This is a genomic window from Niallia sp. FSL R7-0648, assembly GCF_038007005.1.
GTDB lineage: Bacteria > Bacillota > Bacilli > Bacillales > Cytobacillaceae > Niallia > Niallia circulans.
The window spans coordinates 2212490-2225743 of sequence record NZ_JBBOWE010000001.1 but is presented as its reverse complement, the minus strand read 5'-3'; the positions used below and the strand labels follow the sequence as shown (position 1 = coordinate 2225743).

Here is a 13254-nt window from a genome sequence, read left to right as displayed (position 1 = left end):
GTTGGATTAAGTGTAGTATATTTTTAAGGATAATAGCTAAGACAATAAGTATAAAGAACTTATAACTATAGCAAAAGTGTTGAATCTTAACCTTCTTTGTAGCTAGAATAACAAATGAATATACGATATGATAGACTCAGAATCAAAATAACATTAAGTGGCAATAGAATGTATGTTGGAGGATAAATATGGAAGTATTTGCAGATTTTTTAGCAGGGATTGATAATCCAGAGCATCGGTCTCGAACAGAAGAGGTTTTACAGTGGGTAATGAAGAAATTCCCCAATTTAGTTCCGAAAATGGCTTGGAATCAGCCGATGTTTACAGATCATGAAACATTCATAATTGGCTTTAGTATTGCAAAGCAGCATTTGGCAGTTGCACCTGAACGAGCGGGAATCATCCAATTTTCAGAAGCAATTGTGCAAGCTGGCTATGATCATACGAAGCAGCTCGTACGAATAAAGTGGGACAATCCCGTTGATTTTTCTTTATTAGAAAAAATGATTGACTTTAATATTACTGATAAAGCAAATTGTAAGACATTTTGGAGAAAAGAGTAATAATAGAAGGGTGTACTCGTATGACAAATAGAAAATTAAATCCTCAGGTGGAAGAATATTTAAGCAAAGATAGCAAATGGCAGGAAGAATATGTGAAGCTAAGACAGCTTGCTCTTGAGTGCGAAGAACTGACCGAAGAATTTAAATGGATGCATCCATGCTACACTTATAAAAATAAAAACATTGTGCTTATTCATGGATTTAAAGAGTATTGTGCCCTGTTATTTCATAAAGGTGCTCTCTTAAAGGATCCTCAAGGAATTCTAGTCCAACAAACAGAAAATGTCCAGGCAGCACGGCAAATCCGCTTTAAGAATTTACAAGAAATAGTGAAAATGGAATCTGTCATAAAAGAATATATTCTTGAAGCAATTGAAGTGGAAAAATCCGGTTTGGAAGTGACGATAAAAGAGCATAAAGAATTCAGTATTCCTGAAGAACTTGAAATGAAATTTGAAGAAATACCAGCATTAAAAACAGCTTTTGAAGGATTGACACCAGGACGCCAAAGAGCATACATTCTTCATTTTTCCCAGCCAAAGCAAGCAAAAACAAAAGTAACAAGGATTGAAAAAGCAATGGAGAGAATCCTAAATGGCAAGGGATTAAATGACTGTATTTGTGGCCTTTCCCAAAAAATGCCTAATTGTGATGGATCACATAAATTTGCCGGCAAAAAATAGTCGCATAGGGACAGTATTAATGTTTCTGAAAGGAAGCTGAGAACTGTCTTTTTTGTTTTATTTGAAAAAGAAGGAATTTTCTGTCTAAACATAGAATTATTCATAAAAATATGTTTAGAGAGGTGTAAGAATGGATCAAATTAGTTGTATTTCCTACATATTGCATCAGTCTCGCGAAGAAAACATCCGAAAAATAGCAATTGATTTGTTAATTGGAGACATTTCGTTAAAAGAAGCAGAAAGAATTTCTCCTGAAGTAAAGAAAGAACTGAAGAAGGCAGAAGCATTGTATAAAAACCAGCGGATTGATTTAAAGGCCGTTTCCGTATTTGTACAAGACTTTATGTTTGTAACAGGATAGTTTATTGATAAATAATTTTATTGTTAAAGTATTTCTTTTTATAAGAGGTACTTTTTATTTTACTCTTTTTTATTATAAACAATAAAAAATAAATAATTAATAATAAAAATTTATTGTAAATCGATAAATCGTATGATAAATTCAAATAGAAATAAAATAGTGAGGTGTTTTTGATGAAACAAGTATCAACGCTCTTTTTAAAGATTGCTGTTATTCTTATTGGCGTACCTATTCTGGCCTTATGTATCTTTTTAGTACCAGAAATCGGAAATTTTGCTGCTGAGTTGTATCCTAATGATGCTTATTTAAAATATTTGATAATGCTTGATTTTTATGCAGCAGCATTTCCCTTCTACTTCGCATTATATCAAGCATTTAAACTGTTAAACTATATTGATAAGAATGAAGCATTTTCGGAGTTGTCCGTTAATGCACTAAAGAAAATAAAAAACTGTGCCATTTCTATAAGCGCGATTTTTGTGGTGGGATTGCCGTTATTTTACCTCTTAGCAGAAAGGGATGATGCGCCAGGAATTATTTTAATTGGACTTGTTCTGATTTTTGCTTCGATGGTCATTGCCGTTTTTGCTGCAGTACTTCAAAAGCTATTAAAAGAGGCAATTGATATAAAATCAGAAAACGACTTAATCGTCTGAGGTGATATAAATGGCAATTATAATAAATATTGATGTAATGTTAGCAAAAAGAAAAATGAGTGTAACAGAATTATCGGAAAAGGTTGGAATAACAATGGCTAATCTTTCTATTTTGAAAAATGGAAAGGCAAAAGCAATCCGTATTTCAACATTAGAGGCAATATGCAAAGCATTGGATTGCCAGCCAGGCGATATACTGGAATATAGAAACGAAGAGGAAATCTAGTGATAAGAGCATTAAAGCAGCTTATTTGTTTCGGATGGCAACAAGCTTTAGCTTGTGTTTTTCCTTTAGCTATTTTTGCGTCACTGGCAATGACAAAAATGATAGAACTTCCCTTGTTACCAAGATACGATTGGCTGCTTCTTATCTGTCTTTTTATGCAGTGGGTGATGGTCCGTACTGGTTTGGAAACGATTGATGAGTTAAAGGTTATAACCGTTTTCCATTTGATTGGACTTGCCCTTGAGCTTTTCAAGGTTCATATGGGTTCATGGTCTTATCCAGAAGCGGGCATTACAAAAATTTTTGGCGTCCCTCTCTTTAGTGGCTTTATGTACGCAAGTGTTGCGAGTTTTTTATGTCAGGCATGGCGGAGGTTAAAGGTAGAGCTAGTAAATTGGCCATCTTTTTTAGTTGTTGTGCCACTTGCTGCTGCTATATATTTGAACTTTTTCACCCATCATTTTTGGATAGATATTCGTTGGTATTTATCTGGATTGGTCCTAATCGTGTTTTGGAAATCATGGGTATTATACAAGGTAAATGGTATTAGATATCGAATGCCGCTAGCACTCTCTTTTGTACTGATTGGATTTTTTATTTGGATAGCGGAAAACATTGCAACTTATTTTAGTGCATGGGAATATCCCAATCAAAAAGATGCTTGGAGCCTTGTTCATGTTGGGAAAGTGAGTTCATGGCTATTATTGGTGATAGTTAGCTTTCTTATTGTGGCAACTTTGAAGCTGGTTAAGGGGAAAAAAACCAGCTTAAATAATAATGAGAAATAAAAAGCGTAAACAGATAGCTCCTTGATGGGAATGAAGTCTTGGAGCTATTATTAATTGATTTTAGTTTTCCTCATTAGCTTCATTCGAGTACACTTCTTTTCCTACTCGGATCCATTTCATCATATTTTGTTTATCTGGATAAGTTTCCTCTAAGTAATTGTATTTTTCCAAAAAGGCTTGTCCCTTTTTCGTTAATCTAGCTGGTTTTATGGAGAAAAAGGGATCGATTCTTAGTACTCTTTCAATAAATCCTTCATTTTCTAAAAAAAGGATGAAATTTTCAAATTGCCGCTGTTGCATATCATAATCTTTTGCTGTCGGTAAAGCAATGCCCTTATGTATCTCTCTTAGAACGCTGTAGGCAGCCCTCATTTAGAAATCATTTCGAGTAATCGCATAGATAAAACTGCAAATACTCCCAATAAAACCAATCCATAAATGAACGGAGATTTCCGTATCAAGTGTTCCAGAAAATATAATAGAAATGGCAACACCGTATATAAATCCTATCATTATGGCAAACAATCGGTTATATCCTTCTATTTTAAAACAAAGCTCCATTATGATGGCCTGGATTAAAATAATGAAAAATCCACTAATAGACTGAAAAATAAGAGCTTCAAAAAGTTCATCTATCTTATTTTCTATTAAAAATAAGATAGCATAAAGAAATAGATAACAAAAAAAGCTCGCGAAAAAACCTTTCATCACATTTATCATAAAAAAATCCTCTAATTTATTTTTGAACTATTCTATATTTTACCAAAGAACAGAGCTAATATGTTTTAAAAGCAATAAAATAATAAATCCATCTCATCCTTATAAGGGTCAAGGATTGCAGGGATTTCAAAAAATATACTAAGGAGGATAGAATCTGATTTAGAAAATTTAGTAGGAAAAAGCAAAATTAGCCTTTGATTGAGTCAGTCTTTCCGGCTTCAAAATTATTAGTAGACAGCATTTGAATGAAGGGGTATTTAGGAAAATAAAGGAATATAAGTAGGTCTTTGGTATTTAGCTATTTTTAACCTTATCATTTCCAATTCCCTCATTTATAATATATGTATGTAAAATATTTACATGGCAGGGAGGGAGCCATTTGAATGATAGAAAACAGTTAAAGGCGTTGGCAATGAAAAAAATAGCTCAGCTCATGGATTCTTTATCCGATGAATCAAAGGGGAAATATCGTGCCGCAATCCATGCGTTTGCTGACTTATATTTGGAGGACGAGCTCGTCTTTCGGGAACTCTATTTTGCTTATAAGCAAGGGCTCCGTTCCTATGATATAAAGAGCACTAACCAGGAGGCCATTTATTATAGAAAAGAGGATAAGGAGCATGTGATTCAGTTTAGACAGTCCCATTATCGTTTACAGGACAATCTTTTCTTCCCCTTCGTTACTTCCTGCATGGAAATAATGAGAGAAGTGCTGCCATTAGGGTCAGTTGTGGAACTGAATCCACTTTACTTTCTGCCAGAACAGAAACTTCTTCAGCAGCCAAAATTGTCATCACCAAGCGTTATACCGTTCCAACAGGTTATCAAACGTTTTTTCCGTACGGCGGTGTGGTTTATCCTGTAGGAGAAATGAAGAAAGATGCCATCCTTTATTTCACAGAGCCTTTGATTACAAATGTCATACATATGGGTTTTAAAGATGAGATGGAAGAAGCATTTGAACTGCTTATGAAAGAAGAGCTAGTTATAGAAAAAAAGATGACATCGATTGAGTTTTCCGCACAGGACATGCAATCGTTACAAGTGGAAATGGAAAGAGCTGGTGAAAGATAATGGCAAACTATACGTCAAGCTTTTCCTCTAGCTTAGTATCAAATATGATCTCTTTTTTGGAAGATGCCAAAGAGGGCATACAGAAAAATTTTGAGCAAATGGACTTAGAAAATGCCTCTGTGGAAGAAGAGATGCGGGAAAAAATAGAAGAAATGATTATAGAACTGAATCGACTGATTGTCGCTATTGAATCCGTTCCTTTTAGATGAGAAAATAGGAGAGAGGAGTTTACCATTGGGAACCGCACAGATAAAGATGGATATCCGTGAGTTACAGGCTACTTTACAAACCCTGCAATCCAGTATCGATGAGTTGAGTAGTTACACAGACACCTTTCGTACGGGCACAAGAAATCAGCTGAAAAACTTTCATTCTGATTTCATTGATAAAGTAGATGCTATTCTGGATCATATGAATAATGATGTAAATAAAGAGTTAGTAAAAAATATGCATGCTGTTTATACAGCCGGTAAAAGCATATTGGAAGAAATGACAAAGGCAGACGAAGAAATCAGCAAGGACATTCGGAGCGGCCAGTCATGAAACGGGACTTAAAAATTAACTATGGGATTCTGGATCAGATTATTGAACAGCTTCATACATATAAGCGGGCCCTTCATCAGATGCAGACTTCTCTCCATACGATAGCTGGCTATACAGAGAGGAACGCGGGAAAGAGTCTGGAAGCCTGGGAAGATCTTATGCAGGAATCCAGGAAAAATATCCAAAGCTATCAGACGCAAATAGAGGATTTATTAACGTTGTTTGAAAACTATGTGGCTGATACCACTGCCTATATTACCCCTATTTCCAGAAACAGCATGATGAGAGTCGATCGGAACGATATTTGGGGAAATCTCACCCAGATTGAATGGGGAGTAACCTATAGACTTAGTCGCGCCATTCAGGAAACATATCGGTCCCCCAGCCTTCTATTTAGTCTGTTTGACGATACAGATCCGGAAGAAAAAGAGCGAAGCAGATATAATAAACAACAGCTGGAAAGCATTCGAAATGATATGGAATCTGTTCAATCCAAGCTAAAAAATAAAATGGAAGAGCTGTGGGATCTCTATGAGTCAAAAGTAAAAAAGTATGAAAACACAGATGATGAATATGCAAACAAGGCCTCTCGGGTCAAGGATCGCTATACAACCTTCTCTGAAAAGGTAAGCGATGTGATTTCTGTAACAGCAGAGGGAGCTTGGGATTTTGTAAAAGGTCTCGCAGTAGCGATTTATGAGATAGCCAAAGGCCTTATTACGCTTGTGATCGATGCTGGAATCGTGGCCGCATCAGGAATAATTCCAGATTCTATAGAGCCGGATTTTCTAAAAAAAGCTTCTACGAAAAGGATAGAGAGTGCTACAGAAACACTCGATGCGATTATACACGATCCCGTAATCGTCCTTGAATCGATGGCGCAGTCTATAACAGACACCGCCGAAAAAGAAGGGATTATGTATGTATCGGGAAGTGCAGCCACTTCCTTCCTCCCATATGTCGGCCAAGCAAAATACCTTAAGTTGTTAAAAGGAGAAAAAAGTAAAAATAAAGCCAACGGAATCCGTTCAGCCATTTCACAAAAAACAACAAAATCGCTCCAACGAATCGATGGAAGCAAGAAAGAGAACAGCCTATGGCCTAATGGCATAAAAAATAGTGGAAAGCAATATGTCCAAGAAGTCACCCACTTCTTTAGACAAACCTTAATGCCCCATCCGTCCTTCCAACTAAGTACAGCGAATCAGGCTCCTATCAACGTGTGGAGCAGAGCCACGATAGAAAATCGGATGGATTCAATCGTTCCGGCCTCTTTGAGGAAAGTGGAAGGGACGGGGACTGCTAAGGGTACGGGTAAAGACACTCCAGCTGCTTTCAGACAAACTGAATTTGCTAGTTCTTATGAAGAAAGGCTTAATCAGACACCTTCACTAATTAATCAAAAGGTTGGATTTGAAGGAACAAGAGGGGAATCTAAATGTACACTTAAACCACCACCGGATCCACAGTTGAAAAAAATATTAAATGAAGCTGGTGTTGATGGAATACAATATAAAAATGCTGTTCCTGATTTTTCGCCAGTTGCAAAAGCCGAATTTGATATTGATTACATGTTAGGTGGAAATGGAAACAGAGGAACAAATGCTAGAAGAGCTAATTTCGCTCAAGCAGATCAAAAATTAGCAGATCAGCTTAATAGTTCCCCAAATCTTGCTCGAAATTTCGGGATGAAAGCTGGTGGAATAAAAGCTAGAGATATAGAAAGATACCGAGAAAGAAATAAATTAACATGGCATGAATTAAACGATGTCAAAACTATACAACTTGTGCCATCAAAGATAAACAAGACATTCGGACATCTTGGTGGTGTAGGTGAGATAAATGCAGGCGCGTTTGAACCTGGGGGATTTGCTAAAAAATAATAGTAGAAAGGTGATTCTAATATGAAAATAAATGATACAGTTTTTGGTGAACTTGAATATGAATATGGTTGGTCTAGGTACACTACTATAGAATTTTGTGGAAAAGAAGCAGAGGTAGCACTTATGATAAAAGGTGAAGAGGATGGTAAGTTTGATGAAGAACAATATATTGCTTATAACTCACTGATGCAAAAATGGGAACAAATACAATACAGTATATTGCAACCAATTTTAAACTATTATAAACAAACGCGACATGAATTGGGTTATGATATTGACCACAATGAGAATTACCCGGAAATTGAAACAACTGATCAAATACTTGAAATGATTAACCTAGTTGGTATTGTTGTTCCGTATGGGGATATTTATGATGAACGTGATATTGGAATAACATTTGATTGTACATGGGATATAGAAAATGGGTTGGGACTCCGTTTATTGAATGAACAGGTGAATGAAGTAGGGTACCAAGATGTAGCAATCTAAATATACTATTTGTTATACCATAACAATCTTTAACCATATTTTAATGGGAAATTAGTACAATAATTAGTCGAGATGAAAATTAAAATGTATTTAAGTAAAATTACAGGGGAAATGGCGAAAACTAATAATTTTAAACATGCTCGATAGCTTAAAATTAGGATTAGTAATAGATTACTCTATATAGCTAACTATAAGCACTTGATTGCCTTATTAGGCAACAGGTGTTTTTGTTTTTTTGTTAGAATTTTAACTTTAGACGACATTGGATTATTCTTTACTGAAATTCATAGCTCATGAAGGTAGTACCATCATGGAGTATTGATTTAATATTTGGATTTTGTAAGATGTACGATAAACAGGCGAGATGACATTTTAAGTGGTAGGAATACTTATGATACTGCAAAGCACTTAAACTAAAGAGAATGACAATGCTCGTAATGCTAAAGATGGTATCGATACGGATACATAAAGATAGTGAATAATAAAAAGTGAAGATTTTTGAGTGAGACAATAAGAATATGATTTGTTTGAGAATCGAAAGCTCATGATGGTTGTACCGCGATGGAGTATCGTTTTAATACTTGGATAGTAAGAAAAGTACGATAAATAGGCGAGATGACATTTTATATGGTAGGGGTAGTTATGACATGGATTGGCTAACAAACTAACGACAATGACAAAGCTCGTGGCGATAACCAATGGGTAACGTAAAGAGGTGCTGTTTTATTGTATAAGAAAATTAACTTATGGTTGTATTTTTACTAGAGACGGTAGGATAATACTCGCTATTCGTTAAAAAACGTTACAAAAATTAAAATTTATGTAACGGGAGGGGGAAAAGTTGAACGTTGTTGGGTATATACGAGACTCCACTCAAAGGCAGGCAAGAGATGGGGATAGCTTGAAATATCCAGAAGATGAAATTAAAACATATTGTGAAGAACAAGGTTTTAACTTGGTACATATTTTTAGAGAGGAAGGAATAAGTGGCGCAAAACTGAATGAAGAAGCATTTGAAATAGACAGGGTGGGCTTACAGGAGATGTTGGCTCACCTTTCGTCTGTCCAAATTAATTATGTGGTGGTGCTGAACACAAGCTGATTATGGCGGTCAGACATTGTAAAGGTGATGATACAACGAGAGCTAAAGAAATATGGATGTGATATTAAAAGCATTGAACATCATTTTACAGTATCCATAAAAAAGATCCAAACGACTTTTTGGTAAACAGCTTAATGGAATTGTTAGATCAATACCAACGATTTGAAATTGCCCTTAAATTAACGAAAGGAAGAAACAAGAAGGCAAAGGAAGGTATTCCCCCTATTTCCAGAAACAGCATGATGAGAGTCGATCGGAACGATATTTGGGGGAATCTCACCCCAATTATATGGGGAGTAAGCTATAGACTTAGCCGCGTCATTCGGGAAACGTATCGGTCCCCCAGCCTTCTATTTAGTCTGTTTGACGATACAGATATGGAAGAAAAAGAGCGAAGCAGATATAATAAACAACAGCTGGAAAGCATTCGAAATGTAGTTATAAAACGATCCCGTAATCGTCCTTGAATCGATGGAGCAGTCTATAACCCGCCGAAAAAGAAGGGATCATGTATGTATCGGGAAGTGCAGCCACTTCCTTCCTCCCATATGTCGGCCAAGCCAAATACCTTAAGCTGTTAAGAGGAGAAAAAAGTAAAAATAAAGCCAACGGAATCCGTTCAGCCGTCTCACGAAAAACAACAGAATCGCTCCACCGGATCGATGGAAGCAAGAAAGAGAACAGCCTATGGCCTAATGGCATAAAAAATAGTGGCAAACAATATGTCCAAGAAGTCACCCACTTCTTTAGACAAAACTTTATGCCCAATCCGTCCTTCCAACTAAGTACAGCGAATCAGGCTCCTGTCAATGTGTGGAAGCAGAGCCACAATAGAAAATCGGATGGATTCAATCGTTCCGGCTTCTTTGAGTAGAAATGCTATTTTAAATATGTACAATAATGCTTGGATAAATATGTACAAATTTGCTTTCATTTTACATACTAGTCTTGAGGTGACTAGTCATGTATATATCATTAAATGTCGATGTTAATTTTGAGATTAATAGTCTTTCAGACTTACCAAAATTCAAACAAATAATGGAGCATATGAAAATGAAAATTAATAAGAGTAAATTGGCTGAAGAACTTGGAGTAGATCGACGAACAGTTGAGAAATATCTAAATGGTTTTGTCCCCAAGAGGACAAGAAAAAAGTCCTCAAAAATTGATGAATATTATGAAGTGATCGCTGCTCTTTTATCTGAGGATTCTAAACAGGTGTTTTATTATCGGCGGGTGCTTTGGCAGTACTTAAAGGATAATCACGGTTTAGACTGTGGTGCTTCGACCTTTCGAGCCTATATCGCTCGAATACCTGAATTTAATGCTTACTTTGTGGAGGACAAACGTATTGCTTCTCCGAAGGGGACGGTTCGCTATGAAACTCCGCCAGGTAAACAAGCTCAATTAGATTGGAAGGAAAATATTCAATATGAAACAAAAGATGGCGAGCAGGTCGAGATCAATGTAGCTGCGCTTATTCTATCTACTTCAAGATTGCGAGTATTCCACTTGAGTATTTCCAAGTCACAAAGTACGCTGTTTTCCTTTCTAACAGAAGCTTTTGAAACGTTTGGCGGTGTTCCTGAGGAACTCCTTACGGATAATATGAAAACAGTGATGGATGAAGCAAGAACGGAACATTATCCGGGTAAAGTGAATGCAAAGTTTGAGCAATTCGCAAAAGACTTTGGCTTTAAAGTGAAAGCCTGTATCGCTGGCAGACCAAGGACAAAGGGAAAAGTCGAAACGACAATGAAATTGTTAGACGAAATTCATGCCTATCAAGGACAATTCTCTTTAGAGGAACTGCATCAATTTATACAAGAGTTAGCCAACAGAGTGAATCACCAGATTCACCAAGGGACAGGAAGAATACCAATGATTGAATATAAAAAAGAAAGGAACCACTTACTCCAGCTACCAACTGATAAAGTAAGAGATTCCTATCGCATTAAGCACACACAAGTAAAAGTCAATGCATCCAACATGATCTCCTACAAATCAAACCAGTATTCCGTACCACCAGAATATCAAGGAAAGAAAGTAGGTTTACAAGTGTATGATAACAACTTATGGATTTATTATAACATGAAACTTATTGCACAGCATCCAATCAGCAAAGCGAAGCTAAATTATCAGGAAGCACATTATAAAGCAGGTTTGGCTGTTTCAGCCCCTTACTATAACTATCCGGAAATCGATGATTTGGCAAAGAAAAATCTAGCAACGATTGGAGAAGTGTATAAATAATGAATCTATCCACTAATTATCAACAATTATTAAGAAACCTAGAGTATCTAAAGCTGAAGCAAATGACTCTACATTTAAATGAAGTAATTGATTTCGGAGTCCAGAACCAGCTGTCATTTATTGATACGTTAATCAAGTTAACCAACTATGAAATTGATGTGCGAGAACAAAATATGACGCAGTCGATGGTAAAGGTGGCTGCATTTCCACATATGAAAGAAATAAAAGATTTTGATTTCACTTTCCAAACCTCAGTCAATCAGCAACAGATTCAAGATTTTCTAACCTTTCGCTTTATTGAAGAGAACGAGAATATTGTTTTCTTAGGACCAAGTGGTGTTGGCAAAACACACTTGGCCACCGCCATAGGGATTGCGGCAGCAAAGAAAAGAACAAGTACCTATTTCATTAAATGCCATGATTTAATTCAGAATTTAAGACGAGCACGATTGGAGAACCGCTTAGAAACTCGTCTAAAACATTATACAAAATATAAACTATTAATCATTGATGAGATTGGTTATTTGCCAATTGATCAAGAAGATGCGAAATTATTTTTCCAACTGATTGACATGCGATATGAAAAGCGCAGTACGATCTTAACAACGAACGTAAACTTTAAGGCATGGGATGAAGTATTTCAGGAGCCTAAGCTGGCAAATGCCATCTTAGATCGCATCTTACACCATGCGAAGGTTGTGACAATGGTGGGAAATTCCTATCGTTTAAAGGATCATTTAGTGCAAGAAAACGAGTGATTTTGTACATCCTTAAACGAGCGAAAATGTACATATTTGTGTTGACATTTATACTTTGAGGAAAGTGGAAGGGAAGGAGACTGTTAAGGGTATAGATAAAACTAGACCATCTTGGAGACAGTCTGAAATTGATGTAGGAAAAGAATATCCAGGATATCGTGACCAAGTATCATATAAGGAAGGTAATGAAGTAAGTCATGGCACTAAAAATAGTTCAAGACCAGATTTCTATATCGATGGTCATAGCATAGAAGTTAAGAATTATAAAGTGACTACATCTTCTGGTAGAAGTAACTTAATAAGAAATGTGTCAAAGCAAATAAATAAGCGGATAAGTGATTTACCTGAACAAACAAAACAATCTGTTATTATTGATGTTAGGGGTCAAAATGTCTCAAGGGATGTTTTAAGAGACATTAAACAAAAAATAAATGAAAGAACAAATGATGTAGCAGAAATAATTTTTAAAATGGATTAGAGGTGAAAGTTAGATGGCGGTAGGAATATTAGTAGATTGTTTTTATTACGAATTAGGTCATAGCGATTTTGTACATTCATTTTTTTCAACAATCTCCTATCATTTAGAAAAAGAAGGATGGGGTACAAAATATCCTTTAATGATGAATGAGTTGTATAATGACAAACTAAACTGGAATGATGTTTCTGTTGTAAAAGCTAATTTAATTGAAATTGAACAGGAATTATCAAAATTCTCGCCGGAACAAGTTATATGGGATATTGATGACTTATCACAAAAACCACCGTGGGGGGATAAAATAAGTCCAAAAGTAACTAGTCTAGCGAATTATTTTGCAACAACTGATGCGAAAACATTTTTTGAAGTACTACGTACAGCAATTGATGTAGCAGAAGAAGATAAATGTGATTTAAAAATTCACAAACTATAATTTTTCTTAACCATGGGACACTATCCCATGGTTTTTTACGATACGGAGTGACGAATAAAACAATTTTTATTCAGATAATAGACTTAAACCTTGTAAGCACTATACGATGTTTTAACCAATTCTTTAGTACGTACAATATCTTTAAAACGATGCCCTATCTACTCTTTATTTTATTAAGAAAATAACCATAATATCATCAGTTACCACCATTTCTAATCTTCAAAGCCATACCTTCGCTTTCTGCCTG

19 protein-coding genes and 1 pseudogene are annotated in these 13254 nt (G+C 35.8%); 18 read left to right on the top strand and 2 right to left on the bottom strand.

Translation table 11 applies throughout. The features are described from left to right. Positions 1-188 precede the first annotated feature (188 nt). The 6 genes from NSQ89_RS10685 (at position 189) to NSQ89_RS10660 (ending at position 3277) form a co-directional block, all read left to right on the top strand. Positions 189-563 (top strand): iron chaperone, encoded by a 375-nt coding sequence (locus NSQ89_RS10685; protein WP_095320668.1) that lies wholly within the window; start codon positions 189-191, stop codon positions 561-563. A gap of 20 nt (positions 564-583) precedes the next feature. Next, the gene (locus NSQ89_RS10680; RefSeq protein ID WP_095259034.1) at positions 584-1246 is read left to right on the top strand and encodes a DUF1801 domain-containing protein; all 663 of its coding nucleotides are present in this window, start codon (positions 584-586) and stop codon (positions 1244-1246) included. A gap of 130 nt (positions 1247-1376) precedes the next feature. After that, positions 1377-1607, top strand: a complete 231-nt coding sequence (locus NSQ89_RS10675) for a hypothetical protein (protein ID WP_047940539.1) — start codon at positions 1377-1379, stop codon at positions 1605-1607. A gap of 173 nt (positions 1608-1780) precedes the next feature. Next, a complete protein-coding gene (locus NSQ89_RS10670) occupies positions 1781-2263 on the top strand; it encodes a DUF2975 domain-containing protein (RefSeq protein ID WP_095322248.1) in 483 nt (160 codons plus the stop codon). Positions 2264-2273: 10 nt separating this feature from the next. Further along, the gene (locus NSQ89_RS10665; RefSeq protein WP_047940541.1) at positions 2274-2489 is read left to right on the top strand and encodes a helix-turn-helix domain-containing protein; all 216 of its coding nucleotides are present in this window, start codon (positions 2274-2276) and stop codon (positions 2487-2489) included. Positions 2490-2491: 2 nt separating this feature from the next. Beyond that, positions 2492-3277, top strand: a complete 786-nt coding sequence (locus tag NSQ89_RS10660; RefSeq protein WP_251689015.1) for a DUF817 domain-containing protein — start codon at positions 2492-2494, stop codon at positions 3275-3277. Between the two features lie 60 nt (positions 3278-3337). Here NSQ89_RS10660 and NSQ89_RS10655 read toward each other — a convergent pair whose 3' ends face one another. Together NSQ89_RS10655 and NSQ89_RS10650 are read right to left on the bottom strand one after the other, a co-directional pair. Continuing rightward, positions 3338-3649 (bottom strand): hypothetical protein, encoded by a 312-nt coding sequence (locus NSQ89_RS10655; protein WP_336045413.1) that lies wholly within the window; start codon positions 3647-3649, stop codon positions 3338-3340. After that, entirely contained in the window at positions 3650-3997 is a 348-nt protein-coding gene (locus NSQ89_RS10650; protein ID WP_144581695.1) for a hypothetical protein, read from the bottom strand. A 379-nt stretch (positions 3998-4376) separates the two neighbouring features. Here NSQ89_RS10650 and NSQ89_RS10645 point away from each other — a divergent pair, with 379 nt between their 5' ends. The 12 genes and pseudogenes from NSQ89_RS10645 (at position 4377) to NSQ89_RS10590 (ending at position 13007) form a co-directional block, all read left to right on the top strand. Continuing rightward, entirely contained in the window at positions 4377-4862 is a 486-nt protein-coding gene (locus tag NSQ89_RS10645; RefSeq protein ID WP_341132610.1) for a hypothetical protein, read from the top strand. Then, a complete protein-coding gene (locus tag NSQ89_RS10640) occupies positions 4784-5071 on the top strand; it encodes a DUF4176 domain-containing protein (RefSeq protein WP_341133159.1) in 288 nt (95 codons plus the stop codon). Before NSQ89_RS10645 ends, NSQ89_RS10640 begins: the two co-directional genes overlap by 79 nt. Further along, positions 5071-5280, top strand: a complete 210-nt coding sequence (locus tag NSQ89_RS10635) for a hypothetical protein (RefSeq protein WP_047940543.1) — start codon at positions 5071-5073, stop codon at positions 5278-5280. Before NSQ89_RS10640 ends, NSQ89_RS10635 begins: the two co-directional genes overlap by 1 nt. A 25-nt stretch (positions 5281-5305) precedes the next feature. Further along, complete coding sequence (locus NSQ89_RS10630; protein WP_341132609.1) at positions 5306-5614, top strand: hypothetical protein; 309 nt, start codon at positions 5306-5308, stop codon at positions 5612-5614. Between the two features lie 1250 nt (positions 5615-6864). Further along, the gene (locus NSQ89_RS10625) at positions 6865-7497 is read left to right on the top strand and encodes an HNH endonuclease (protein WP_341133158.1); all 633 of its coding nucleotides are present in this window, start codon (positions 6865-6867) and stop codon (positions 7495-7497) included. A 21-nt stretch (positions 7498-7518) separates the two neighbouring features. Continuing rightward, positions 7519-7986 carry a DUF6985 domain-containing protein gene (locus NSQ89_RS10620; RefSeq protein WP_095322245.1) on the top strand — a complete coding sequence of 156 codons (468 nt, stop codon included), beginning with the start codon at positions 7519-7521 and terminating at the stop codon, positions 7984-7986. A gap of 841 nt (positions 7987-8827) precedes the next feature. Next, a pseudogene (locus NSQ89_RS10615) lies at positions 8828-9303 on the top strand (recombinase family protein); the annotation flags it as partial. 293 nt (positions 9304-9596) lie between these two features. Continuing rightward, positions 9597-9962, top strand: coding sequence for a hypothetical protein (locus NSQ89_RS10610; protein ID WP_341132608.1), 366 nt, complete (start codon positions 9597-9599; stop codon positions 9960-9962). An 89-nt stretch (positions 9963-10051) separates the two neighbouring features. Then, entirely contained in the window at positions 10052-11341 is a 1290-nt protein-coding gene (gene istA / locus NSQ89_RS10605) for an IS21 family transposase (protein WP_061801336.1), read from the top strand. Further along, positions 11341-12099, top strand: a complete 759-nt coding sequence (gene istB, locus NSQ89_RS10600; protein ID WP_061801337.1) for an IS21-like element helper ATPase IstB — start codon at positions 11341-11343, stop codon at positions 12097-12099. The genes istA and istB overlap by 1 nt, the downstream gene beginning before the upstream one ends. A gap of 64 nt (positions 12100-12163) precedes the next feature. Beyond that, on the top strand, positions 12164-12577 hold the full coding sequence (locus tag NSQ89_RS10595) for a hypothetical protein (RefSeq protein ID WP_341132607.1): 414 nt from the start codon (positions 12164-12166) through the stop codon (positions 12575-12577). A gap of 13 nt (positions 12578-12590) precedes the next feature. Continuing rightward, positions 12591-13007 (top strand): immunity 70 family protein, encoded by a 417-nt coding sequence (locus tag NSQ89_RS10590; RefSeq protein WP_341132606.1) that lies wholly within the window; start codon positions 12591-12593, stop codon positions 13005-13007. Positions 13008-13254 lie beyond the last annotated feature (247 nt).

Bases quoted from the DNA above. Each gene is read 5' to 3' on its own strand.
- NSQ89_RS10620 (WP_095322245.1), top strand. From the start codon at position 7,519: ATGAAAATAAATGATACAGTTTTTGGTGAACTTGAATATGAATATGGT.
- NSQ89_RS10655 (WP_336045413.1), bottom strand. From the start codon at position 3,649: ATGAGGGCTGCCTACAGCGTTCTAAGAGAGATACATAAGGGCATTGCT.
- NSQ89_RS10625 (WP_341133158.1), top strand. From the start codon at position 6,865: ATGGATTCAATCGTTCCGGCCTCTTTGAGGAAAGTGGAAGGGACGGGG.
- NSQ89_RS10685 (WP_095320668.1), top strand. From the start codon at position 189: ATGGAAGTATTTGCAGATTTTTTAGCAGGGATTGATAATCCAGAGCAT.
- istB (WP_061801337.1), top strand. From the start codon at position 11,341: ATGAATCTATCCACTAATTATCAACAATTATTAAGAAACCTAGAGTAT.
- NSQ89_RS10610 (WP_341132608.1), top strand. From the start codon at position 9,597: ATGTATGTATCGGGAAGTGCAGCCACTTCCTTCCTCCCATATGTCGGC.
- NSQ89_RS10590 (WP_341132606.1), top strand. From the start codon at position 12,591: ATGGCGGTAGGAATATTAGTAGATTGTTTTTATTACGAATTAGGTCAT.
- NSQ89_RS10670 (WP_095322248.1), top strand. From the start codon at position 1,781: ATGAAACAAGTATCAACGCTCTTTTTAAAGATTGCTGTTATTCTTATT.
- istA (WP_061801336.1), top strand. From the start codon at position 10,052: ATGTATATATCATTAAATGTCGATGTTAATTTTGAGATTAATAGTCTT.
- NSQ89_RS10665 (WP_047940541.1), top strand. From the start codon at position 2,274: ATGGCAATTATAATAAATATTGATGTAATGTTAGCAAAAAGAAAAATG.
- NSQ89_RS10675 (WP_047940539.1), top strand. From the start codon at position 1,377: ATGGATCAAATTAGTTGTATTTCCTACATATTGCATCAGTCTCGCGAA.
- NSQ89_RS10680 (WP_095259034.1), top strand. From the start codon at position 584: ATGACAAATAGAAAATTAAATCCTCAGGTGGAAGAATATTTAAGCAAA.
- NSQ89_RS10635 (WP_047940543.1), top strand. From the start codon at position 5,071: ATGGCAAACTATACGTCAAGCTTTTCCTCTAGCTTAGTATCAAATATG.
- NSQ89_RS10650 (WP_144581695.1), bottom strand. From the start codon at position 3,997: ATGATAAATGTGATGAAAGGTTTTTTCGCGAGCTTTTTTTGTTATCTA.